Raw genomic sequence first — 23,125 nt, forward strand, 5'->3', positions numbered from 1 at the left:
TGAGTCTAAAATTTACGGGTCATTTTTTTAGTAATGTCAGATGCGATCGCCGAAAATATTGCCCGACTACGGGAAGAAATCCCCCCGGAGGTGCGCCTGATCGCCGTTAGCAAAACCCACTCTGCGGCAAAAATTCGCCTGGCCTACGCGGCGGGAATTCGAGATTTTGGCGAAAATCGGTTCCAGGAAGCCCAGCAAAAACAAGCGGAATTAGAGGACTTGCCGGATATCCGGTGGCATTTTATTGGCCATCTGCAAAAAAATAAGGCAAAAAAGGCGATCGCCCATTTCGATTGGATTCATACCGTCGATAGTCTCGCCCTCGCCCAAAAACTGGATCAGTACGCCACCGATTTAGAAAATCCAGCCCGCTGCTGTTTACAAATCAAACCCCTGCCTGACCCTAATAAATTTGGCTGGGAAATTCCCCAACTCCTGAGCGAGCTACCACAACTCGCCACCTGTCAACACCTCAAGCTTCAGGGTTTAATGACAATTCTTCCCCTGGGGCTTTCCCGCACTGAGACCCAGATGGCCTTTGAACAAGTATTTTCTCTCAAGGAACAACTGAATCAGATGGCAAGCTTACCGGAGCAATTAACAGAATTATCCATGGGAATGTCCGGTGATTACCCCCTGGCGATCGGGGCTGGAGCAACAATGATTCGCGTTGGCCAGGGGATCTTCGGGGCACGGGAATAAGCCAATCTAACCGCTGAAAAATTTGTTGATCACCCCAGTGAATGGCCGCAGTTCCATAAAGAATTTTGAAATTGATCCTCTTGCAACAATTCTATTGATGAAAAATATCTAGAATTTGCAATGTTTGATTCACAAAATCTTATCAATGTCGATTCTCCAAAACTTCACTTTTAGGGCAAAATAAGCCATATGTCCCAAGGCGATCGCCAAGCTTAAGAATTTTAAATTGGCGAAACCCTAGATAATTCATCCCTTAGAATATGCTCAAAATTACCTAAGTCTTGGTCAAGTCTCTTCACCCTTCGAGCCTTATATCCTGGACAAACAATTTTTGGAGATGTTGCCCACCATCTACCAAGCCGACGAAGCATATTATCAATCAATATTGAAAACCCTATAACCAAGGATATTTAGCCCCATGTTCAACAGCATACGTAACTTCCTAGGCTTCAACGAACCAGAAGAATACGAAGAATACTATGAAGGGGAAATTGATAACAACGATTATCATGCCCTCTATCCTGCTGAAATGCCCACCCCTTTGCCCGAAGAGAGTGCGCCTGCCCCCCGTCGTCTATCTGAAAACCCTACCGTTGCTTCTAACTTTGCCATGAACTCTAACACCACCCCCACTCGTAACAATGTCATCGGCCTCCCTGGCGTCAGTAACTCCCCGGCTGAAGTGGTTGTTTGTGAGCCCCATTCCTTTGAAGAAATGCCCCAAATTATCCAAGCCCTTAGGGATCGACGTTCCATTGTCCTCAATCTCAACATGATGGATCCCGACGAAGCACAGCGGGCAGTAGATTTTGTTGCGGGTGGGACTTTTGCTATTGATGGCCACCAAGAACGGATTGGCGATAGCATTTTCCTCTTTACACCGAATTGTGTGCAAGTCACAAATAGCTTAAGCCGCGAAGAAACTCCTGCCACCCCGGCTGCCCCGGCTCGCCCAGCGGCCCCTGCTCCCGCTTGGAGTGATGAAATGACACCGATGGCCCAGGCCCAATAAGAATTGGCCCAACAAAAACGCTGTAAGGTCCAAGGCGATCGCCAAATTTTGGGGATAGATTTTCTGTCCCCTTTTTGGTGCGCTGCATTTGCCTTCTGGGAAAAAATCAGTCAAGATGAATGCGTCATTTCAGGGATGAATGTGAAGAATTAAAATGGCGGCAAAATTCGGCATGATTGGCGGTGGTGTTATGGGAGAAGCACTCCTGGCGCGGCTCCTCAAGGAACAAATTTACTTGCCAGCAGATGTGATTGTGAGTGAACCTGTGGCGGAGCGACGGGCCTATTTACAACAGGAATATCAGGTGGGTGTCACGGCCAGTAACCAGGAAGCGGCGATCGCCTCTGAGGTTCTGATGTTGGCAATCAAGCCGCAAATTTTTAACCAAGTCAGTACCGAAATCCAAGGTCAACAGCTATCAACGCGCCCCCTTGTGTTGTCAATCCTCGCTGGGGTGACCCTGGCTCAGTTACAAGATGGTTTTAGGGACTATCCAGTGGTACGGGCAATGCCGAATACACCGGCGATTATTGGTCAAGGGATGACGGCGATCGCCCCTGGGGATCGCGTCTCAGAGGCCCAGGTCGCCCTCGCAAAACAAATTTTTGGGGCTGTGGGTGAAGTGGTGGCAGTACCAGAGTCTCTGATGGATGCGGTAACTGGACTTTCTGGCTCTGGCCCGGCTTTTGTGGCCTTGATGGTAGAAGCCCTGGCCGATGGCGGCGTTGCGGTAGGTTTGCCCCGGGCCACGGCCCAACAACTCGCCCTCCAAACGGTCAAGGGAACGGCTGAATTACTCCAAACCTCCGGCTTACATCCCGCTCAACTCAAAGACCGGGTGACCAGTCCAGGGGGCACTACCATCGCTGGTGTTGCGGCCCTTGAAGCCCACGGGTTTCGCTCAGGGGTCATTGCTGCTGTTGCCGCGGCGAAGGCCCGTTCTGTCGAGTTAGGCCAAGGATGAAGTTACTGCAGGTACTAGATGCGGCGATCGCCGGTGTTGATCTCACGGTTGAGGCCGGAGTATTCCTCCTTTCCCAAACGGAGCCGGAGGCCATCGAAAGTATCCGCATGGCAGCTGATACCCTCAGACAATCGCTTTGTGGGGAAACCGTTACCTATGTGGTGAACCGCAATCTAAACTTCACTAATATTTGTGAGCAGCACTGTCACTTTTGCGCCTTTCGACGGGATGCGGGAGATCCAGATTCCTTTTGGCTCGATCAAGCACAACTCCAGGAAAAAGCGGCGGCGGCCTGGGCGGAGGGGGCAACGGAACTGTGCATCCAGGGGGGGTTAAATCCCCAGGCAAAACGTAATGGGCGATCGCTCGACTACTACCTCGATTTGGTTGCTGCTTTGAAGGATGCTTTTCCGGGTTTGCATCTCCACGCCTTTTCTCCCCAGGAAATTGAATTTATTGCCCGCGAGGATCAGCTGTCCTTCCGGGATGTAATCATTGCCCTCAAGGACGCTGGCGTTGGTTCCCTACCGGGTACGGCGGCAGAAGTCCTCGACGATCAGATTCGTCGTCAAATTTGCCCCGAAAAGTTAAAGGCGGCAACTTGGCTAGAAATTGTCAGTACAGCCCATCACCTGGGACTACCGACCACCAGCACAATGCTCTGTGGCCACATCGAAACACCATTGCACCAGGTACAACATTTAGCCCAGATCCGGCAACTGCAACAACAGGCGATCGCCGAGGGTAAACTCGCTAAAATTACCGAATTTATTCTGTTGCCCTTCGTCGGTCAAGCCGCGCCCCAGGTACTCCGCAAAAAAGTGGGCCGGGATCAACCGGATCTACAAAAAACCCTGTTATTAACGGCAGTGGCGCGTCTCTTTCTTGGAAAGTGGATCATCAATCACCAGCCGAGTTGGGTCAAACTGGGCTTAGGGGGGGCCACCACTGCCCTCCGTTGGGGCTGCAATGATTTGGGCGGCACCCTCATGGAAGAACACATTACAACCATGGCTGGGGCCCAAGGGGGAACCTGTTTAACGGTCTCTCAGCTACGAATGGCGATCGCCTCAGTGGATCGCCTTCCCGCAGAACGTACCACCCTCTATCAGGATCGACATAGCCGTCGGGGGAGCTCAGCCGATATGATCTAATGGGAAAATAAGTAACGATAAAAATTTTTTAATTACAGTCCGCTAAAAGTCCAAGCTTTTTTGATCGATATTTTTTTAGGAGAATCGCACAATGGATTTGGTCGCACTCCAAAGCCTTTTAGATAACACTTCTTTTCTGGTTCTTTTCTTGACGATGCTCCTCTACTGGGGCGGGGCTGCGTTTCCGAACATTCCGGGCTTAACCGGTTTAGGTACCCTCGGCGTGGCGATCGCCAATCTCTGTATGGCCACCCTCCTGGGAGCCCGTTGGTTAGAAGCCGGCTATTTCCCTCTTAGTAATCTTTACGAATCGCTCTTTTTCCTCGCCTGGGGGGTAACCACCATGCACCTCGTGGCTGAATGGATGAGCCGCAGTCGTTGGGTCGGTGTAATTACTGCTCCGGTTGCCATGGGGATCACGGCCTTTGCTGCCCTATCGCTCCCGGCGGAAATGCAAAATTCCGCGCCCCTTGTCCCGGCCCTCAAATCTAACTGGCTGATGATGCATGTCAGTGTGATGATGATCAGCTATGCCGCACTCTTGGTGGGATCTCTATTGGCGATCGCCTTTTTAATTGTCACCAAAGGCCAGAAAATTGAATTGCGAGGCAGTTCCGTTGGTAATGGCAGCTATCGACTCCGTCAGCCCCAAAACACCACCGACGAAACCCCAGTGACCGTAGTCGCTTTTCAAAAAACCGAACCCCAAAGTAACGGTAATACTGCCGTCCTAGCATCCCCTGACCTCCAGCAGCTCACTACGACCCCAGCTCTCAGTCCCCAGATGTTGAGCCTTGCCGATACCCTCGATAACATCAGCTACCGCATCATTGGCCTAGGATTTCCGCTTTTGACCATTGGGATTATTGCCGGTGCCGTTTGGGCCAACGAAGCCTGGGGTTCCTATTGGAGTTGGGATCCCAAAGAAACCTGGGCCCTGATCACTTGGTTAGTTTTCGCCGCTTATTTACACGCCCGTATCACCCGGGGTTGGCAAGGTCGACAACCCGCCTTTCTCGCAGCGGCAGGTTTTTTAGTCGTTTGGGTATGTTATCTAGGGGTCAATATTCTTGGTAAAGGATTGCATTCCTACGGTTGGTTTTTCTAAAAATCCGTAAATTTTAAAGAGAAAAAGACATTTCCGTAGGAAAAGCCCGATTAAAATAAGACACAAAGGCGGGAATTGTGATCAATCCGCCCGAACCCTCTTTTAGCTTGATGACCTAACTATTTTGACACTGTGGGGAAATAACCGTGAGCAAAAACTTTCAACCACTGAGCAGCGGTGAAGTGCTGTCGATTAATAGCGAATCTCGTTTTGTAATCGGCCATAGCACTTTTCGCGTTGACGAGTTCGCCGCCGCCTTAAAGCAACTCTTGCTAGAACAAGGGTTGGGGGGACTCACCGAAGAAACCGTTGATTGGTTAACGGATAACGGCATTGAATGTGATGTGCTGCGGTTTGGTGCCTCTGGTTGGGTCAAAGGAAAAGTCAGGCTACACCTTGAATTTGCCGAAGAAGACGGTGGGGAGGCAAGCGCAGACCCAAAGCCTAAGGCAGCTGCTGATCTCCTTCCTTCGGTAGCTGCCAGTGATTTCCCTAGTGCGACTGCCTCTACGACTTCTGAATCAGAATCAGACTTTGATGATTTGGAACTAGAGTTTAACGAAGCAGAATTTGCTGACCTTGGTTTGGATTTTGATGATTCTGAATCTGATACCCCAGAGACAGATCTACCAGACCTTGACCTGCCGGACATGGAGGTCGAGCCCCAAGATATTAGTGCAGATTTAGAAGATTTAAATCTAGCAACTGCCGATGGTGCTGATTTCTCTGATCAGGATGACCTCGATGATTTTGAGGCCCTTTTTGAAGAATCTAGCGACACAGCCGAAGCAGACTTGGCAGAACCAATCGACGACCTTGATGATCTGTTCGGGGAAGAAGACTTTGATTTTGATGCTGCTGTTGCCGAAGTAGAACCTGAAATTCATGGGCCTGACACGGCATCAGAGGAAACTGCGGGAGTCACTGATACCTTCTCAGAAGACCTAGACTCAGAGGAGTTAGAAGAGGCGCCAGACTTTGCCGAGACAATGACTCCTGAAGCAGATTTTACCGGGATCGCCCCAGAAGCTGATCACGGTGAGGAGAATATCTCGACTAGCACCTCAGAACCCGTTGAAAAGTCCACCGTTAATGGTAAAGAAACCATTGTTTTTCAAGAGACTCTGGTGCAGCCGGATGAAGAGTTTTTAGAAAATATTTTTGATCAAGAAACTTCTGAATCCCCAGAGCAACAAGCTTCAGAGGCAGAAGCTGAGCTTCAAGAAACCGATGATTTAGAGGCATTATTTGCGGAAGACACACCAGCTAATGCGCTAAATGAAGCAATTTCTGACGAAGATCTCAATGATTTGTTTGGTGATACAGAAGAGGGAGATTTTGATCTTGATTTAGATTTAGATGAATTTGCCGACGACGATGAGCCAACTGCAATCACCGTCGATAGCATTGAAGAACAGGAAATGGCCCTTACAGACCTGTTTGATGAACCGGAGCAGATTCCAGAGGAAGACGATTTATTCCAATCCCTATTGGAAGAGAACCCAACCCCTGAGACTGGTGATTTAGAAACTTTAGATCTACCAGAAGATCTACCGGAGATGGAGACAGAAAGTACTCCTGAAGCCCTAGAAACAGATTCTCTTGAGGCCCCTAATCCCTTTGAAGGGGTGACAGAAGATCAAGCACCAACCCAGGCGGATGTTTCAGAGGCAGATGATCCGTTTACGGTGTTTACAGGTCAGGACGCCGAAAGTCTAGATGATCTGTCAGGGGATTTGGAGTTGTCTTTAGATGAGGCAGAAGAGCCATTATCCGAAGATAGTGATCTCGATTTAGACGATCTTTTTGATGACTCAGAAGTTTCAAGTACCCAAAATACCCAAGCATCGGAGGATGATCTGGGCCAGTTTATCAATGTTGCGATGTTTCGTAAAAAGCCATAAGCCTGGATACGAAGATAATGATCCTATGGGCGTATTAGTAGATCGATGATTCCATGAACTGGAGTCCTTTACACGCGCGGCTACACCAACATTTGAAGGAGTCAAATTTATTGCCTGCAGGGGCCAAGCTCATCATGGCTGTCTCCGGCGGGCAGGATTCTGTGTGTTTAAGTCGGTTGATGCTGGACTTACAACGCCATTGGCAATGGTCCTTGGCGATCGCCCATTGTCACCATGGCTGGCCCGGTGATGAAGAGATTGCCGCCCACGTACAAACTCTGGGGGCACAATGGCAGTTACCTTTCTACCTCTGCCGCGCGGCGTCTTCTCTTCCAGAAACAGAAAATGCGGCACGCCGCTGGCGCTATGACACCCTAACTCACTTAGCAGAACAACTCGATCAGGCCTATGTGGTGACGGGTCATACTCAAAGTGACCGTGCAGAAACCTTAATATATAACCTGGTGCGGGGGGCGGGGACGGCTGGTCTAGGCAGTCTCACCGAACGGCGATCGCTCTCCAACAAGGTCAAGTTGGTGCGTCCTTTGTTGACAATTACGCGACAGGAAACGGGGGAATTTTGCCGACAATTTAATCTGCCTGTGTGTCTTGATCCTTTCAATCAACAAATGCGCTTTAAACGCAACCAAATACGCCAGCAAATCTTGCCCCATTTACGGACATTAAACACCCAAGCCGATAAACACCTTGCCCAAACAGCGCTCATTTTGCAGGATGAAAATGACTACCTTGAGGCGATCGCCCAACAATATCTCCAGCAAGCCCTAACTCCCCAGCAACATCTCCATCGCCTTGTCCTACAGCCCTTACACATTGCCCTCCAACGTCGCATTATCCGGCAATACCTCCAGCAAGTTTTGCCCAAAATGCCCACCTTCGCCCAAATTAGCGCTACAGTCGAGTTACTTCATGGCTGCAATGGCGATCGCCTCAGCACTTTACCCGGTAAAATTCAACTGCAAGTCATGGGAGAATGGCTTGTGCCGGAAGCACTAAAATCAAATTTACCCAAATCAACTAATAATCAAGATCATTATCCGCCGCAGGCCAAAGACTATTAATTCCGTAGATTTAGGGAGTCTTTGGAAAGAATTTAAAAGGTCATCTTCCCTGGTTTTTCAGTAGTTTCACGGAGTTTTGTTGAAGATTCCGTAAAAAGTAGTGAATTTTGATAAAAATCAATACTATTTCGGATCTACCTATGCCAATATTATGATCACGAATAGTACAACTGATGGATGTTAGGGGTATCTAAATTTATCCTTCCCAAAATCCTCCCTTAGTCTCGCATTAATTTTGAAGTTTTTCATCAGAAAAATAGCGTATCTTTTTTAGCTTGCTCCAATCCATTTCTCAGTAATCGCTTGACCATTAATCTGGCCGAAAAATAATGGAACCTACGACGACAAAAGTTAGTGACAATATTAAGTCAAAAACCCTGGAACTGTTACAGGAATATCGGCAGTCCCAAGATGTCAAAATTCGTAATCAGATTGTAAGTTTAAATATTGGCTTGGTTCGCAAAGAAGCCCACCATTGGTCGAGACAATGTAGCGAAAATTTTGATGATCTCATGCAGGTGGGGAGCTTGGGTTTACTCCGGGCCATTGAGCGATTTACCCTAGAGCGGGGCAACGCTTTCAGTTCCTTTGCGAATCCCTATATCCGCGGTGAAATTCAACATTACCTGCGAGATAAAAGCTCTACTGTCCGTATTCCCCGCCGAATGTTGCAATTGCGGCAACAGTCTAATCGCTTTATCCACACTTTTCGCCAAGAACATAATCGACAACCCTCTGCCATCGAAATCGCTGAACACCTCAACATTTCTGTAACTGAATGGCAATCCATTAATCTGGCTTATCAAAACCGTGATCCTGTCAGTCTTGATGTTTCTGTAAAAGCTGACCAAGGGGAAAATACTTCTTTAGGAGATCTGGTTCCGGATCCGGGTTACAAAAGCTTTCAACTGGCCATTGAAGATCAAATTCGCATTCAACAGGGCCTTGCTCAACTCGAAGAACATACCCGCAAGGTATTGGAATTTGTTTTTCTCCATGACCTTACCCAAAAAGAGGCCGCTGACCTACTAGGAGTGAGTGTTATTACCGTGTCACGGCGGATTAAAAAAGGGATTAATTCCCTTAAGAAAATCCTCGGTGGTGATTAGTTAGAGGCTTACATTTTGGAGGCGATCGCGGGGTTTAAAAGAATTAAGCGCCCGGAGCTTCTCATAACACTCTTTTTCCGCTTCGGTGGGTGCAGCAGGGACAGCAATTTCTATTTTGACAAGCTGATCCGTGCGGTTTCCCTTTGGTTTGGGCCAGCCCTTGCCTCGGAGTCGCAGTGATTGTCCTGATTTAATCCCTGGGGGAATTTTCATCGTCACCATACCATCCGGCGTTGGGACGGCGACAGATGCCCCTAGCACAGCCTCATCGGGGGTAATGGGTAAAGTACAGATTAAGTTATCCCCTTCAAAGTGGAAAAAATGATGGGCCTGGAGCTGAACAATTAAATACAGATCACCCCTCTGGCCGCCCATGGCACTAGGAGAACCTTTGCCCTTGACACGGATTTTATTGCCGTTGGTTACTCCTGCTGGGATTTTGACTGTAATTGTCTCTGTGCCTAGGCTCAACCGTTTTTCAACACCGCGAAAGGCTTCGGACAATGTCAGTTGAATATTTGCTTCTCGATCGGCGCCTTGGGTTGTACCACTCGCTGCTGTATTGAAACCAAAATCACTGTAGGGATTCCCGGTACTTCTTGGCCCCGCACTCGCTGCGGCTCGTCCGAGTAAATCGTTAATAAATTCATCAAAGCTGCCAAAATTACCAAAGTCGAAGTTACTAAAGTTCTCAAAATCGACGTTTACGCCAGCGCCACCATAGGGACTACCGCCCCCGCGAGCAGCCTGTTGCCAGTATTGGCCAAACTGGTCATATTTTTGCCGTTTTTCTGGATCAGAAAGGACTTCGTATGCTTCACTAATTTCCTTAAACTTCGCTTCAGCGGCATCATTGCCTGGATTGCGATCAGGATGGTATTGGAGAGCGAGCTTGCGAAACTTTTTCTTAATTTCATCGGCAGAGGCACTTTTACTGACCCCAAGGATGGAATAGTAATCTTTAAAATCCGTTGCTGCCATCGAAATTAAGCCTCCTTGCGGGGGTCATGATTCACTACACCATAGAATAGCAAATTGCTCTGCCAAGAATGGTTTGGTTTTCCCGATGGTGCGTTGTTAGATTTCCGTATTGGAAGCGGTTTTAAAAGGCCTCACGCATGTAAGCGCCCCACAGTTTAGCCGCGTATGAGCTCCCGCCCCGGGTTGGACTATTATCGTCGTTTCCCAACCAAATGGCCGTTACTAAATCTTGGGAGGGGACATAGCCAACAAACCACAGGTCAACATTACTGTTCGTTGTCCCTGTTTTGCCGGCTTCATCAAGGCCCAGACGGGCGGCGGTGCCTGTGCCCCCTTGAATCACTCCCTGAAGCATACTGGTCATGGTGCGGGCGGTATCGCGGGAAATGACCTGTTCTCGGTGGAGATCGGCGCGGTTACTGAAATCGTAGAGTAAATGACAGCTATCAATGGTTTCACCAGTACAGTCGCTGCTGTCAAAAATCCGACGGATGGCGTGGGGTTTATTCCAGGTACCGTCGTTGGCAAAGGTCGCATAGGCCCCTGCCATTTCTAAAACAGAGACTTCACTTTCTCCCAAAATCAAACCAGGGGAGGGTCTCAGTTGTGAGTCTACGCCTAATTGTTGGGCAAAGTTAATGACGCCATCTAACCCCACTGTCTGGGCAATGCGCAGGGCGATCGCATTTTCAGATTGGGCCATGCCGCGAAACATATCGGTACTGGCGGTGCTGGTGCGCTCACAACCACGGTATTGTTGTCCTTGCCAATTGAGAGGCGCACAGGAAAAGGCAGTGTAGGGGGAAATGCCTTGTTCAAGGGCGGCACCATAGCCAAACACTTTAAAGGTTGAACCCGGTTGTCGTTTCGCCTGGACGGCGCGATTAAATTGGCTTTCGGCATAATCTTTGCCGCCAACCATGGCGAGAATTTCACCCGTGTCGCTATCGAGGGTGGCGATCGCCCCTTGGGAAAATCCGACCTGGGTGCCATCCTGCTCAATGGAGGCCTTGAGAGCCGAGGCCGCTTTCTGTTGCATCGTGATGTCCAGCCCCGTTTCGATGTAGAGATTCCCCATTTTCAGGGCATCTTCCCCCAGTAATTCCGTCAACTCCTGCTGTACATAGCCATAGAAATAAGGAGCGGCATTGTTCGATAGCGAACGGCGGGCTTCTTCACTTAAACGCTCTTCGATGGGCGTCAACTTTGCCTGACGTTGTTCTTGATCGGTGATCATCCCTAACTTGTGCATCCGGTCAATCACAAGATTGCGCTGTTCGCGGGATTTATCCGGATCAACAATGGGATTAAAGGCATTTGGGGCAGGCAACATGGCGATCAAAGTCGCAGATTCCAGCAAATCGAGGTTTCGGGCCGACTTATCAAAATAAAACTGAGCCGCATCCTCAAAACCCGATTGGCCCACCCCCAGGTAAACCTTGTTTAAATACAGCAGCAAAATTTCATCTTTACTGAAGAAAGTTTCCATCTTCAAGGCGACAATTATTTCCCGTAACTTACGGCTGGCACTTTTTTCTCGCCCCACCTCTGGAAATAGACTCCGGGCCACCTGTTGCGTAATTGTACTTGCCCCTTGGGTCGCGCTTCCCCGTAAAAGGGCCACCCTGATCGCCCGCGCAATCCCAATGGGATCAATGCCTGGGTGCCAATAAAAACGGGCATCCTCAGAAGCCATTACCCCGTTTTTTAGGTAAGGTGAAAAATCCTTGAGCCGCTGCAGTTCTCGATGGCTATCGGTAGTAACAGGATTAATCGCGGTCTCTCCGTCCCGGGAAAAAATCACGACAGGGCCTGTAACGCCGGAGGGAAGAGGATTTAAAGGATATTTTGTCCATTGCCATAGCAAAAACAAGGTCAAGAAACCGACGAAACCACCACCGCTTAACAGACCATAACGAATAATTTTGACCCAGACCGGCATTTCATAACGGTAGGTCAAACAAGCGGCCTGGGCTAATTCGGGGGGCGCAAGATGAATCACGTCGCCATGGCGGAGGGGAAAATGTTTAACTTTACGCCGATTGACATAAATACCATTAGAAGAGCGTTCGTCATGGATGAGGTAATGGCGCGGATTTTCGGGATCTTTACTAAGTGAAAAATGTTGGGCACTCACCGTTTCGTTGCGGATGGTGATATCTTGGCTCGAACTCCGGCCCCCTGTGTGGCGATCGCCAATCAACGGAAAAGGTTGTGTCTGGCCTTCAATGTGTAACTCAGGTACACGAGCACCAGGCTTGAGGGTATGCTGCCCAAAGTGAACCATCGTGTTGAAGGCTTGGGTGACCATCTGTCCCAATTGTGTTTTTGGAGGTTGGGGATTTTGTTGGGTCATCGCGAGTACCACCACAAAGAGACACTGAAAATACAAGATCTAGGGTAGTCAATTTTGGCGTGAAATTTAGACTTCGTTACCCATTCGTGAACCAAATTTTTGCCAATGACCCCAGATTTTGCCAAAAAAATAAGAGGCCGTTAATCGACCTCCCCAAGTCAAACCCAAAAACAGATGGACACTTGACGATTTGTATTTAGGTCAAACCAGTATTGGTGCCGGGCTTACCAGTTGCCAGTTGCACCTTAACAATCTTGCCGCCCATCTTCATGATGCGTTGTTGCTCACGGAACCAATTGTCGTAGGGAACCAGCTTGGTGAAGTATGTATTTTGTAATTCACGCTGTGTCCGAATTCGGCTTTGGCTTGGTACACAGGCCGTAATTTTAAACATCCGCATAGCTTAATGATCTCCTTAAAAGTTTTTGAACCCAGTCGTTTATCTGAAAGAGTTTTATTATCAAGGCTGATATAGCAAAGTTCGGAAGTCGCAACCCAGATTCTAGATCCCCAAAACTTGTACCCAGATAAACCTAGTAAAAGCTTATAAAGAGCTAGACAGTGAGCGCATACCTCCGAACTCAATTGGGTTACTACACCATTTGCATCCGACAGATGCGAAGCATTAGCTTAAGCCAGAGCAGATGTAGTCGAAGTAAACACCCATTTCACGGCCAGCGTCAGCACCGACAAGACCAGCAGTGACTTCTTTCATTGCTTGGATTGCTTGAACAGTAGAACCAACGGGTACACCGAGGGAGTTGTAGGTTTCTTTCAAACCGTTGAGCACACGCTCATCGAGGATGGAAGGATCGCCAGCAAGCATTGCATAGGTTGCATAGCGGAGGTAGTAGTCGAGGTCACGAATACAAGCAGCGTAACGACGAGTGGTGTACATGTTGCCACCAGGACGAGTTACATCGGAGTAAAGGAGAGACTTAGCAACAGCTTCCTTTACAATTGCTGCAGCGTTAGCACTGATGGTGCTAGCAGCACGGACACGGAGAGCACCAGTTGTGAAATAAGCCTTGAGCTTATCCATTGCACTGCCATCAAGGTACTTACCTTGGACGTCAGCAGAGTTGATTACAGAAGTAATTGCGTCTTGCATTGTTATAATTCCTTATCTTAGTAGGTCTTAACGAAGTTCCAGAGGGTAAAAACCACTATGGAGAAAGTAATCAAATTTTATGATTACTCCATTGCTCCGATGACATAGTCAAAGTAAGCACCAGCTTCAGCTGCATCGTCGCCAGACATCATGCCAGTCGCAACAGCTTTCATTTCACGAACGGCCTGAGCAACCGCATCAACGGGAGTGCCCAAGGACTTGTACATTTCGCGAACGCCAACAAGACCGATTTCTTCGATGGGAGTTACATCACCAGCAACGACACCGTAGGTGATTAGACGGAGATAGTAGTCCATGTCACGGAGGCAAGTTGCAGTCATTTCTTCGCCGTAAGCGTTACCGCCGGGAGAAACAACGTCGGGGCGCTTCTGGAAGAGGGCATCACCAGCAGATTTGATGATGCGCTCACGGGAGCCAGTCAGGGTTTCAGCGATCCGAAGACGGCTTTCACCAGAAGTAACAAAAGCTTTGATGCGATCGAGTTCACCGGGGCTGAGGTAACGAGCTTCAGCGTCGGCATTCACGATGGATTTCGTGACAATACTCATCTATGGATTCCTCCTCTAGATATGAGACTAAATAAAGTAAATAATTACCAGATTTTAGGTTTAAACTGGTTTTTTATCAAATGAATGGTGGCTTTCTTTAATTTGCTTTATATTGCTCAAATTAAAACCAACATTGTGGGTGTGTGAAGCCCCTAAGCGTCCGGATTACTACCTAAATGTTTCATCAGAGAAATAAGCCGACACTGTCCTAGGTTTTCCTACAGCCATCCGCAAATATTTTGCGTTACTGTGTCACCTCTCCTTGTTGTTTCGTAACAGTTTTTAACATCTACAGGGGCTAAGGGGGATCTTGGGTTGAGTGCTGTCCTGAGGGACTAGAGCTGGTATTTTTCTCAGTTGCTGGCAGGTTTACTGAAAAATAGACCTCGAATTTTGTCATGGAATAGACTTTGTCGGGCATGAAAATGCCAGGATTGGGGGGTCGATGCCGAAAGCCAATGGTTTTTAGAAAAGACTGAGTTGTTCTGGTTCGGGGGTGAGCTCCTGCCAGGGGAGGGGCGGCACTGGAATCTGGGCCTGTTGTAGTTGTTTTTGGAAATAGCGGGCATGGCCGGGGGAGTGATCTTCGATAGGACAGTGCATGAAGAAATAGATGGAGTGGCCAGCGGCATACCATTGCTGAATCTGCTGGCACCATTGCTCGAAGTAGGGCTGATTTAAGGAACGTTTGGGATGGCTGATAAAACGGACAATGGCTTTCTGGTTCGTTACTGTTGGGATCAGCGGCACTTCCGGTTTGGGGCGTTGGGAATGGGCCTGGGGGTTATCGGGGCAATTGTAAATGGGGCGGGTATCTAATAGAACTTTACTCACACTGTGGTGAGCGAGCAGGGTGTCAAGGCGCAGGCGATGGGGCGTCTGAAACCAGTCGAGGTGGCGTACTTCTACGCCTAGGGTGACGGGAGAATCTGCCAGAGCGAGTAGAAATGCCTGTAGATCGTCGTAGTAATTCGGGGAATAGTAAGGGGGAAGCTGGGCAAAGATACAGCCTAGGCGATCGCCTAAAGGTGCAACCCGGTCGATAAACGCCTTTGCCTGGTCTAATTGAGCCATTAACGGGCCTTGGTGGGTTATGGTCTGGGGAAATTTCAAGCAAAAGCGGAATTCGGGGGGCGTTTGTTCCCGCCAGCGTGTCACAGTTTCAGCGGATGGCACTGCATAAAACGTCGTATTTCCTTCTACGGCATGGAGGCGATCGCCATAGAGCCTCAAAAAATCCTTCGCAGCACTGCCCCTTGGGTAAAAATCCCCTAACCAACCCCGGTAGGCCCAGACTGCACACCCCAAACGAAATTCCTGTACCACGAAGACATTTCTCCCTACTGCTAGTTTGGCTGTCCCTGATTTTTACTGATTTTATCTAGAAATCCAGACAAACAAGTATTTTTACTCATTGCTTTGTTCACTTTGAGCAACTTCTTGGGGGAAGAATCGCTAAAAACGAATTGATGCAATCACACAGTTGTCAATAATTGTTTACAATATGTAATAGTTAGCCGGGCATTTCTGCATCAGTAGAAATTCAGCCCAGTATTAATTGTCAAAACTGTTCAGGAGATAACTATGTTTCCAACAAATAACGAACTCTCATTAGAACAACAATTCAGTCTCCGTTCCTTCGAAAACCAAGTGCAACAGATGAATCGTGAGCAAGCCCTAGAGCACCTCGTAAAACTTTATGAGCAAATGCTCTCACGGGAGAATATGTACAAAGAAGTGATCAAACACCAATGGGGACTCTAGGGAATAGTCCAAATGCTGGAAACAGCACTAATAGTCAAGTTTATTCCAACTAAGAGCATCCACTGGTGAACGTGAATATTTTTCACTGGCCTCCTTCTCAAGCCTGATCACAACAGCATCACGCTAGGGATGTGGGGGTAGAGAAAAAATTCCAAACGATTTATTGACTTGCAGTTCAACTTCTTCGGGGAGAAATGCTACCGTAAAGAAAATTTTGATTCTTAGCCCACAATTTTTAGCGATATTGCCATGTTTCATAGCGCCTTAGTCTGTACAGATTTTTCCGATGGCTTAGATCGACTCACTGGCTGCATCGCAAATCTGGTACAGGGAGGACTATCCCGGATTGTTTTTTTCCACAGTGTGCCCCTCTGGACAGAAGGCAATATCCCCCGCATTGACAAAGAAAAAGTTGCCGCTGCCCAAGCCCATCTTTCCAAGGCCCTCACCCAGGTGCCGGCTGGTGCAGATGTCAAAGTAGAAATTGTTTCTGGGAATGCCCTCGATAATATTCCCCAAGTCCTTGAGCAATATCAATGTGATGTCATCTTGGTGGGCACCCCCATCAAAAATTTAATCCAAGAAAAAATGTTTGGCAGTACGAGCCTGGGTCTGATCAAGTCTCTGAAAAAGCCGATCATGATCCTCCGGCCCCAGATTGTCTCTACCTATACTTGTGAGGAGTTGGCGCTGCGTTGCCGCCATCTGTGGCGATATCTGCTGCTTCCTTACAATGGCAGTGATGAGGCGAAATATTTAATTGAACAGGTGAAGACTTTTGCGAAAAATGCGCCCCAAGGGGCGATCGCCAATTGTTTTTTGTTGTCCGTCCTCGATAATTCTGGTATCCAGCGCATTCAGATTGAATATCTCCAAAAGGAAGCCGAGGAAAAACTCGCGAAGGTTAAAGGGGAGCTAGAAGCCTTGGGACTGACGGTCAAAACCGCCGTTAAAATTGGCAATCCCCTCAGTGAAACCCTTGATATCGCCGTCAAAGAAGATATTAGTGCGATCGCCATCGCCAGCAAACCCCGCAATCAACTCCTTGAACTCACGGTGCACAGCTATGCCAGCGATTTATTACACCGCAGTTGGTTCCCGACCCTATTTTTTCCGATGTAGGTAATCTGGCATCAAAATAAAGGCGATCGCCCTTGCCGCAATTTAGACCGTTAATTTTGTGGAAAATCAAGGGATTTCTGGAGAAAAACTCAAATGTAACGAATTGCAAAGTATAATGAACAACATCTAATTTTTAGTTGTCGTTCGTTAGAGTAGGAAGCCCTTCACCATGCGAGTTGCGATCGCCGGAGCCGGATTAGCAGGATTATCCTGTGCGAAATACCTTGTTGATGCAGGACATACTCCTATTGTCCTCGAAAGAAGAGACGTTCTCGGTGGCAAAGTCGCCGCATGGCAAGACGAAGATGGAGACTGGTACGAAACTGGTTTACACATCTTCTTTGGAGCCTACCCCAATATGCTCCAGCTCTTTAAAGAACTCGACATCGAAGATCGTCTGCAGTGGAAAGAGCATACGATGATCTTCAACCAGCCCGATGCTCCCGGTACCTATTCCCGGTTCGACTTCCCCGATCTGCCTGCTCCCATCAACGGTGTGTTTGCCATCCTCCGCAACAACGACATGCTCACCTGGGAAGAAAAAATCAAATTTGGCATCGGCTTAATTCCGGCGATGGTACAGGGCCAAAAATATGTCGAAGACATGGATCAATATTCCTGGTCCGAATGGATGAAGAAACAAGGAATTCCTGAGCGGGTCGAGAAAGAAGTTTTCATCGCCATGTCCAAAGCCTTGAATTTCATCAACCCCGATGAAATTTCTGCCACCATTCTGCTCACCGCCCTGAACCGCTTCCTCCAAGAAAAGAACGGCTCAAAAATGGCTTTCCTCGATGGCTCTCCCACCGAACGCCTCTGTCAACCCATCGTGGACTACATCACTGAACGGGGCGGCGAAGTCCATCTCAATCGTCCCCTCAAAGAAATTCAACTCAACGATGATGGCTCTGTAAAAGGCTTCCTCCTGCGCGGTCTAAACGGGGCCGAAGACGAATTTTTCACCGCCGATGCCTATGTGTCAGCGATGCCCGTCGATCCCCTCAAGGTAATGTTGCCCAAGCCTTGGAAAGAAATGTCCTTTTTCCAGAAGCTGGATGGCCTCGAAGGCGTCCCGGTAATCAACCTGCACATGTGGTTTGATCGCAAATTAACCGATGTGGATCATCTCCTCTTCTCGCGATCGCCTTTATTAAGCGTGTATGCGGACATGAGCAACACTTGCCGTGGCTACTACAGCGACAAATCCATGTTAGAGCTGGTCTTGGCCCCCGCAAAGGACTGGATTAGCAAGTCCGATGAGGAGATCATCGCCGCCACCATGGAAGAATTGCAACAACTCTTCCCCGATGACTTTACGGGTGATAATCAAGCCAAACTTTTGAAGTACCATGTGGTGAAAACTCCCCGCTCCGTTTACAAGTCAACCCCCGGTCGCCAAGATCACCGTCCCTCCCAGGAGACACCCATCTCCAACTTCTTCCTCACTGGGGACTACACAATGCAGCGCTATCTCGCCAGTATGGAAGGGGCCGTCCTCTCCGGGAAACTCACCGCCCAAGCTGTTGCGAAAGCGGCTGAAACCACCCTTGCTGACCAGGCCACCACTGTTTCCGTTGCCGCATAAAATCAGTCTGTGGGAGACTTCTTGACAAAATTAAGATTAATTTCCCATTTGACTCGTACAATGCGACAATCATTATGGCTTTTTTTGCCCACGGGGAGGCCCGGAAACGACTCCCCAGACACTTCGCCCGCAACGCATGCTGCAATTGTCTAGACTTCAACCTTCCCCACCCACTGCCTCGTCCTTCATCTCCCGTGAAGAGGCCTACGAATATTGTCGTACTGTTACGGCGATGTATTCTAAGACGTTTTACCTAGGCACCCTCCTCATGCCCAAGGAAAAACGCGAGGCAATTTGGGCCATTTATGTCTGGTGTCGTCGCACCGATGAACTGGTTGATGGGCCAGAAGCGGTTAATACTACCCCAGAAACCCTCGATCAATGGGAGCGGGATCTCGAATCTGTATTTGCGGGGCAACCGGTTGCCGATCCAGATGTGGCCTTGGTGGATAGCTTGAATCGCTTTCCCCTTGATATCCAGCCCTTTCGGGACATGATTGCTGGGCAGCGCATGGATTTGTACCGGAGTCGCTATGAAACATTTGAAGATCTAGAGCTCTATTGCTACCGAGTCGCTGGGACTGTGGGCCTGATGTCCGGGGCGGTCATGGGTTTAGAAAATCGCACTAATACGGCCCCCTGGAATCGCCAAAGCCAGTCTCAGATGCCGACGGAAGAGGCGATCGCCCTGGGGATTGCCAATCAACTAACGAACATTCTCCGGGATGTGGGGGAAGACCGGGGCCGTGGTCGCATTTACCTGCCCCTAGAAGATTTAGCGCTATTTAACTATTCCGAAAAGGACTTGTTCGCGGGGGTCATCGATGAGCGGTGGCGATCGCTAATGAAATTTCAAATTAAGCGGGCCCGCCATTACTACCAAATTGCCGAGCGGGGAATTCGGTCGCTCCATCCCGATGCCCGCTGGCCGGTGTGGTCTGCCTTGATGCTATACCAAGGGATCCTCGATATCATCGAGAAAAATGACTACGATGTCTTTAACCGCCGCGCCTATGTGCCGACGGCCAAGAAAATGGTTTATCTGCCCGTCGCCCTACTGCGATCGCAAGTGTTGTAAACCATTAACGCCAACGGATTTTCACTGAAGCCAAAAAAAGGCGATCGCCAAGTTTTATTTGTTACTCTCCGATTAGGCGATGAATCTGCTGCAAAAAATCATCATAATCAACCACTGGCTTAGAAATATACCCCTCAGCCCCACTCTTGCTCAGGAAGGTTTCGCGATCGCCTTGCATCGCGTGGGCTGTCACTAAAATCACTGGAATTTCCTTCGTCTGGGGATCTGCTTTGAGCATTTGGGTAATCCGAATTCCATCCACTGACTCCCCTTCATAGAGACTTGCCGTTAGGGAAACATCCATCATCACCAGATCAACCTTTCCCGCTGACGTTAAGGCCATAATTTCCCCGACATTCTCAGAGCAGAGCACATCAAACTGTCCCCGTTTCTGCAAAATTGTGCTGAAAACACGCACATTAATCGGATCATCTTCAACTATCAATATCGTGGCCATAACTACTTTCTTGAGATTAGGGACAACTGCAAACAATCAATTCTGGGATTCATTATGGCGTAATCACTGGGGTCTTGCGGGCCATTGAGCAGAAGCACAATATATCATCTCTGCCACCTCGATTATTACCCCCTTGAATTAAAGACATCGCGTAACTTATTTCTACCCAAAGCAAAGCGAATCCATAACAATGTTTTTTGCGACAGAGAGCCCTATGCCTTTATGGTGAAAAAGATGCAAACGCTTGTAAAGATTTAAGAATCAACAGTATATTCCTTGAAAACAGCGTTCCCCATTATTGTCCAATCAGCATAAATTCATGGCACAACAACTCGATCTGCTCCAGTCCGGTCACATTATCCCGACAGCACTCCATGTGGAAATGGAACAGTCCTATATGGAATATGCGATGAGTGTGATCGTCGGACGGGCATTGCCGGATGTGCGAGATGGTCTGAAACCAGTGCATCGCCGGATTTTGTATGCGATGTATGAGTTGGGTTTAAGTCCGGATCGCCCTTACCGGAAATGTGCGCGGGTGGTGGGGGATGTGTTGGGGAAGTATCACCCCCACGGCGATCAGTCCGTTTATGATGCGTTGGTGCGGTTGGTACAGGATTTCTCGACGCGCTATCCGTTGTTGGCGGGGCACGGAAATTTTGGTTCGATTGATAATGATCCGCCGGCGGCGATGCGGTACACAGAAACGCGCTTATCGCCCGTGAGTTTTGAGGCGATGTTGGCGCAGATTAGTGAGGACATCGTTGATTTTACGGATAATTTTGATGGGTCGCAGCAGGAGCCTGTGGTGCTGCCTGTGCAATTGCCGGTGCTGTTGCTGAATGGCTCGTCGGGGATTGCGGTGGGGATGGCAACGAATATGCCGCCGCACAATTTGGGGGAAGTGGTGGATGGGTTGATCGCTTTGATTGATCAGCCAGAGATTGAGGATGAGAAATTGTGGGAAATTATTCCTGCGCCGGATTTTCCGACGGGGGGGGAAATTGTGGATCTCGATGGGGTGCGGGAGGCGTACCGGACGGGACGGGGGATTATTCCGATGCGGGGGATTGTCCATTTGGAAGTGCTTCAGGTGGGGCGTAAACGGAAGCGGGATGTGAATGCGCTGGTGGTGACGGAACTGCCCTATCAGGTGAATAAGGCGGGCTGGATCGAAAAGATTGCGGACCTGGTGAATGATGGCAAGATTTCGGGGATTTCGGATATTCGGGATGAGAGCGATCGCCAAGGGATGCGGGTGGTGATTGAACTGAAACGGGATGCGGAACCGGAGAAGATTTTAAAGCTGCTTTATAAGAAAACGGCGTTACAGTCGAATTTTGGGGCGATTTTGCTGTCTCTGGTGAATAATCAACCGCGTCAGTTGTCTCTTAAGGCGATTTTGCAGGAATTTCTTAAATTTCGGGAGGAAACGGTCACTCGGCAATATCGGTATGAGTTGGCGCAGAAGGAAACGCGGCAACATTCGGTGGAGGGGTTATTACTCGCGCTGAATAATTTGGATGCGGTGATCGAGATTTTGCGGAATGCGGCGGATGGCACGACGGCAAAACAGCAGTTTCAGGCGGCATTGGGGTTTAGTGAAAGTCAGTCGGATGCGATCTTGGCGATGCCGATGCGGCGGTTAACGGGCTTGGAACGGCAAAAGTTGGAGCAGGAGTTTGCGGAACTGGCGACGGAGATTGGCAAGTTAAATAAGTTGTTGAGCGATCGCCACGAATTACTCAAGGCACTAAAGCGGGAATTGCGCAGTTTAAAACGGAAATTTGCCGACCCACGTCGCACCCGTTTACCGGATGTGCCATCCCCTGAACCGGAACCTGTCACAGTCGAAGCGGAGCCAGATGCACCCGCGGCGACCCCGAAGAAAAAACGCCAATCCCGCAAAAAGGAGGAACCTGTGCTTGCCCTCCTGCCGCAACTAACGGAGACTTCCCATGTGGCGATCGCAGCGTCGGGGGGCGTGTATTGGGGCAATGATGATGCGGGGCTATTGGATGAGGAACCGACCATTTTCAAGGCGCAGATTGGCACGCAGGAAAATTTAATCGTCTGCACCGATCAAGGGAAAGCTTTTCCGGTGGTGATCGCCGATTTACCCTACCAAGAACAGCGGGATAAACCCCAATTAATCGATTTATTACCAGATCATGCCCTACGGGATAATCATCAGCCGATTACCCAGTTTTTATTGCCCGATAATTTAGCAGAGTACGATTTACTTTTACTTACAGCCCAAGGACGAATTAAACGTCTCCCGGCGATCGAACTCGAAAGTTTCACCAGTCGCGGCTTGAGTTTGATTAAGCTCAAGGACAAGGACACCCTCAAATTCGCCTGTTTCGTGAAGGGGGGTGAGCAGGTGGCGATCGCCGTCAGCAGTGGGCGAGTCTTGCATTTGCCCGTAAACGACAACGAAATCCCTGTCATGGGCAGAACCTCCCAAGGGAACCAAGCCCTGCGCCTCCGCTTTAACGAGCAAATTGTCGCCTGTGTTCCCTGCCAACGGCACAGCGAACTTTACTTAATCTCCGAGGAAGGCTACGGCAAAAAATTAGCCGCCAGCAGCTTACGGCTCGGTAAACGGGGTGATATGGGCAATCATGTGATGCGCTTTGAATCAAAAACCGATCTGCTTCTCACACTTTTCGTTCCCGATCAGCAGGAATCCCTGTTGGTAAAAGATTTCCAAGAAAACCTCGATCTGTTGCCTTTAAGTAAATTTAATCTGGCTGAAAAGGATAGCCCCGGACAAAGACTGGTGAAATTAACTGGGGGCGATCGCCTCGTTAATTGTTATCTGAGTGGGTCGTAGAAGCCATAAAAAAGAGGGGATTAATTTCCCCTCCGTGGTCATTGCCTTTGAGCTTGTTTTTGAGCATTTTATTGCGTTTTTTTAGTTGCCGTTGACGGGCCGCGCCGCCTTTGCCTTTGTCGTTACGACCCCGACGCCGGGGACTTTCCCAACTTTTGATGCGCATCGGATTAATGGTAATTTTCTGAACTTCTTTTTTCGACAATAACACAAATAGTCTAGATTTTTCTG

General features: G+C 48.9%; 21 protein-coding genes. 13 read left to right on the forward strand and 8 right to left on the reverse strand.

Annotated elements, in window-relative coordinates; translation table 11 throughout:
• The first annotated feature begins 33 nt into the window (after positions 1-33).
• From AWQ24_RS09860 to AWQ24_RS09895, 8 genes are all read left to right on the forward strand, one after another.
• Complete coding sequence (locus AWQ24_RS09860; RefSeq protein WP_065716716.1) at positions 34-702, forward strand: YggS family pyridoxal phosphate-dependent enzyme; 669 nt, start codon at positions 34-36, stop codon at positions 700-702.
• Positions 703-1,120: 418 nt separating this feature from the next.
• Entirely contained in the window at positions 1,121-1,714 is a 594-nt protein-coding gene (locus AWQ24_RS09865; RefSeq protein ID WP_065716717.1) for a cell division protein SepF, read from the forward strand.
• A 154-nt stretch (positions 1,715-1,868) separates the two neighbouring features.
• A complete protein-coding gene (gene proC / locus AWQ24_RS09870; protein WP_065716718.1) occupies positions 1,869-2,678 on the forward strand; it encodes a pyrroline-5-carboxylate reductase in 810 nt (269 codons plus the stop codon).
• Positions 2,675-3,832, forward strand: coding sequence for a 7,8-didemethyl-8-hydroxy-5-deazariboflavin synthase subunit CofH (gene cofH, locus AWQ24_RS09875; RefSeq protein WP_065716719.1), 1,158 nt, complete (start codon positions 2,675-2,677; stop codon positions 3,830-3,832). The genes proC and cofH overlap by 4 nt, the downstream gene beginning before the upstream one ends.
• 91 nt (positions 3,833-3,923) lie before the next feature.
• Entirely contained in the window at positions 3,924-4,940 is a 1,017-nt protein-coding gene (gene ccsB, locus AWQ24_RS09880; RefSeq protein ID WP_065716720.1) for a c-type cytochrome biogenesis protein CcsB, read from the forward strand.
• Positions 4,941-5,086: 146 nt separating this feature from the next.
• A complete protein-coding gene (locus AWQ24_RS09885; RefSeq protein WP_065716721.1) occupies positions 5,087-6,844 on the forward strand; it encodes a KGK domain-containing protein in 1,758 nt (585 codons plus the stop codon).
• Positions 6,845-6,897: 53 nt separating this feature from the next.
• Positions 6,898-7,926 carry a tRNA lysidine(34) synthetase TilS gene (tilS, locus tag AWQ24_RS09890; protein ID WP_065716722.1) on the forward strand — a complete coding sequence of 343 codons (1,029 nt, stop codon included), beginning with the start codon at positions 6,898-6,900 and terminating at the stop codon, positions 7,924-7,926.
• Between the two features lie 329 nt (positions 7,927-8,255).
• A complete protein-coding gene (locus tag AWQ24_RS09895) occupies positions 8,256-9,035 on the forward strand; it encodes an RNA polymerase sigma factor SigF (RefSeq protein ID WP_012307534.1) in 780 nt (259 codons plus the stop codon).
• Here the strand turns inward: AWQ24_RS09895 and AWQ24_RS09900 are convergent, their stop codons facing one another.
• The 6 genes from AWQ24_RS09900 to AWQ24_RS09925 form a co-directional block, all read right to left on the reverse strand.
• Positions 9,036-10,016, reverse strand: a complete 981-nt coding sequence (locus tag AWQ24_RS09900) for a DnaJ C-terminal domain-containing protein (protein ID WP_012307535.1) — start codon at positions 10,014-10,016, stop codon at positions 9,036-9,038.
• Positions 10,017-10,137: 121 nt separating this feature from the next.
• Positions 10,138-12,372: a PBP1A family penicillin-binding protein gene (locus AWQ24_RS09905; RefSeq protein ID WP_012307536.1), complete on the reverse strand. Its 2,235-nt coding sequence runs from the start codon at positions 12,370-12,372 to the stop codon at positions 10,138-10,140.
• A gap of 196 nt (positions 12,373-12,568) precedes the next feature.
• Positions 12,569-12,772 carry a phycobilisome linker polypeptide gene (locus tag AWQ24_RS09910; RefSeq protein WP_012307538.1) on the reverse strand — a complete coding sequence of 68 codons (204 nt, stop codon included), beginning with the start codon at positions 12,770-12,772 and terminating at the stop codon, positions 12,569-12,571.
• Between the two features lie 225 nt (positions 12,773-12,997).
• Positions 12,998-13,483 carry an allophycocyanin subunit beta gene (gene apcB, locus AWQ24_RS09915; RefSeq protein ID WP_012307539.1) on the reverse strand — a complete coding sequence of 162 codons (486 nt, stop codon included), beginning with the start codon at positions 13,481-13,483 and terminating at the stop codon, positions 12,998-13,000.
• 83 nt (positions 13,484-13,566) lie between these two features.
• Entirely contained in the window at positions 13,567-14,052 is a 486-nt protein-coding gene (locus tag AWQ24_RS09920; protein WP_012307540.1) for an allophycocyanin subunit alpha, read from the reverse strand.
• A 465-nt stretch (positions 14,053-14,517) separates the two neighbouring features.
• The gene (locus tag AWQ24_RS09925) at positions 14,518-15,378 is read right to left on the reverse strand and encodes a DUF72 domain-containing protein (protein WP_065716723.1); all 861 of its coding nucleotides are present in this window, start codon (positions 15,376-15,378) and stop codon (positions 14,518-14,520) included.
• A 258-nt stretch (positions 15,379-15,636) separates the two neighbouring features.
• Here AWQ24_RS09925 and AWQ24_RS09930 point away from each other — a divergent pair, with 258 nt between their 5' ends.
• The 4 genes from AWQ24_RS09930 to crtB all read left to right on the forward strand — a co-directional run bounded on the left by AWQ24_RS09930 (position 15,637) and on the right by crtB (position 19,601).
• Positions 15,637-15,816: an NblA/ycf18 family protein gene (locus tag AWQ24_RS09930; protein WP_012307543.1), complete on the forward strand. Its 180-nt coding sequence runs from the start codon at positions 15,637-15,639 to the stop codon at positions 15,814-15,816.
• A 249-nt stretch (positions 15,817-16,065) separates the two neighbouring features.
• Positions 16,066-16,938 (forward strand): universal stress protein, encoded by an 873-nt coding sequence (locus tag AWQ24_RS09935; RefSeq protein WP_012307544.1) that lies wholly within the window; start codon positions 16,066-16,068, stop codon positions 16,936-16,938.
• 169 nt (positions 16,939-17,107) lie between these two features.
• The gene (gene pds, locus AWQ24_RS09940; RefSeq protein WP_062434879.1) at positions 17,108-18,523 is read left to right on the forward strand and encodes a 15-cis-phytoene desaturase; all 1,416 of its coding nucleotides are present in this window, start codon (positions 17,108-17,110) and stop codon (positions 18,521-18,523) included.
• Positions 18,524-18,659: 136 nt separating this feature from the next.
• Positions 18,660-19,601, forward strand: a complete 942-nt coding sequence (crtB, locus tag AWQ24_RS09945; protein ID WP_012307546.1) for a 15-cis-phytoene synthase CrtB — start codon at positions 18,660-18,662, stop codon at positions 19,599-19,601.
• Between the two features lie 61 nt (positions 19,602-19,662).
• On the opposite strand, the gene AWQ24_RS09950 is transcribed toward crtB, so the two are convergent.
• A complete protein-coding gene (locus AWQ24_RS09950; RefSeq protein WP_012307547.1) occupies positions 19,663-20,058 on the reverse strand; it encodes a response regulator in 396 nt (131 codons plus the stop codon).
• A 319-nt stretch (positions 20,059-20,377) separates the two neighbouring features.
• Here AWQ24_RS09950 and AWQ24_RS09955 point away from each other — a divergent pair, with 319 nt between their 5' ends.
• Positions 20,378-22,894 carry a DNA topoisomerase (ATP-hydrolyzing) subunit A gene (locus tag AWQ24_RS09955; RefSeq protein ID WP_065716724.1) on the forward strand — a complete coding sequence of 839 codons (2,517 nt, stop codon included), beginning with the start codon at positions 20,378-20,380 and terminating at the stop codon, positions 22,892-22,894.
• Here the strand turns inward: AWQ24_RS09955 and AWQ24_RS09960 are convergent.
• The gene (locus AWQ24_RS09960; protein WP_030006439.1) at positions 22,869-23,060 is read right to left on the reverse strand and encodes a hypothetical protein; all 192 of its coding nucleotides are present in this window, start codon (positions 23,058-23,060) and stop codon (positions 22,869-22,871) included. The two genes, AWQ24_RS09955 and AWQ24_RS09960, sit on opposite strands and share 26 nt — an antisense overlap.
• Between the last annotated feature and the right edge of the window lie 65 nt (positions 23,061-23,125).

It is taken from the genome of Picosynechococcus sp. PCC 8807 (assembly GCF_001693295.1).
In the GTDB taxonomy this organism is placed as follows: domain Bacteria; phylum Cyanobacteriota; class Cyanobacteriia; order Cyanobacteriales; family MRBY01; genus MRBY01.

Coding starts and splice junctions, on each gene's coding strand:
- AWQ24_RS09860 (WP_065716716.1), top strand. CDS start 34: ATGTCAGATGCGATCGCCGAAAATATTGCCCGACTACGGGAAGAAATC.
- AWQ24_RS09865 (WP_065716717.1), top strand. CDS start 1,121: ATGTTCAACAGCATACGTAACTTCCTAGGCTTCAACGAACCAGAAGAA.
- proC (WP_065716718.1), top strand. CDS start 1,869: ATGGCGGCAAAATTCGGCATGATTGGCGGTGGTGTTATGGGAGAAGCA.
- cofH (WP_065716719.1), top strand. CDS start 2,675: ATGAAGTTACTGCAGGTACTAGATGCGGCGATCGCCGGTGTTGATCTC.
- ccsB (WP_065716720.1), top strand. CDS start 3,924: ATGGATTTGGTCGCACTCCAAAGCCTTTTAGATAACACTTCTTTTCTG.
- tilS (WP_065716722.1), top strand. CDS start 6,898: ATGAACTGGAGTCCTTTACACGCGCGGCTACACCAACATTTGAAGGAG.
- AWQ24_RS09895 (WP_012307534.1), top strand. CDS start 8,256: ATGGAACCTACGACGACAAAAGTTAGTGACAATATTAAGTCAAAAACC.
- AWQ24_RS09900 (WP_012307535.1), bottom strand. CDS start 10,016: ATGGCAGCAACGGATTTTAAAGATTACTATTCCATCCTTGGGGTCAGT.
- AWQ24_RS09905 (WP_012307536.1), bottom strand. CDS start 12,372: ATGACCCAACAAAATCCCCAACCTCCAAAAACACAATTGGGACAGATG.
- AWQ24_RS09910 (WP_012307538.1), bottom strand. CDS start 12,772: ATGCGGATGTTTAAAATTACGGCCTGTGTACCAAGCCAAAGCCGAATT.
- apcB (WP_012307539.1), bottom strand. CDS start 13,483: ATGCAAGACGCAATTACTTCTGTAATCAACTCTGCTGACGTCCAAGGT.
- AWQ24_RS09920 (WP_012307540.1), bottom strand. CDS start 14,052: ATGAGTATTGTCACGAAATCCATCGTGAATGCCGACGCTGAAGCTCGT.
- AWQ24_RS09930 (WP_012307543.1), top strand. CDS start 15,637: ATGTTTCCAACAAATAACGAACTCTCATTAGAACAACAATTCAGTCTC.
- AWQ24_RS09935 (WP_012307544.1), top strand. CDS start 16,066: ATGTTTCATAGCGCCTTAGTCTGTACAGATTTTTCCGATGGCTTAGAT.
- pds (WP_062434879.1), top strand. CDS start 17,108: ATGCGAGTTGCGATCGCCGGAGCCGGATTAGCAGGATTATCCTGTGCG.
- crtB (WP_012307546.1), top strand. CDS start 18,660: ATGCTGCAATTGTCTAGACTTCAACCTTCCCCACCCACTGCCTCGTCC.
- AWQ24_RS09950 (WP_012307547.1), bottom strand. CDS start 20,058: ATGGCCACGATATTGATAGTTGAAGATGATCCGATTAATGTGCGTGTT.
- AWQ24_RS09955 (WP_065716724.1), top strand. CDS start 20,378: ATGGCACAACAACTCGATCTGCTCCAGTCCGGTCACATTATCCCGACA.
- AWQ24_RS09960 (WP_030006439.1), bottom strand. CDS start 23,060: ATGCGCATCAAAAGTTGGGAAAGTCCCCGGCGTCGGGGTCGTAACGAC.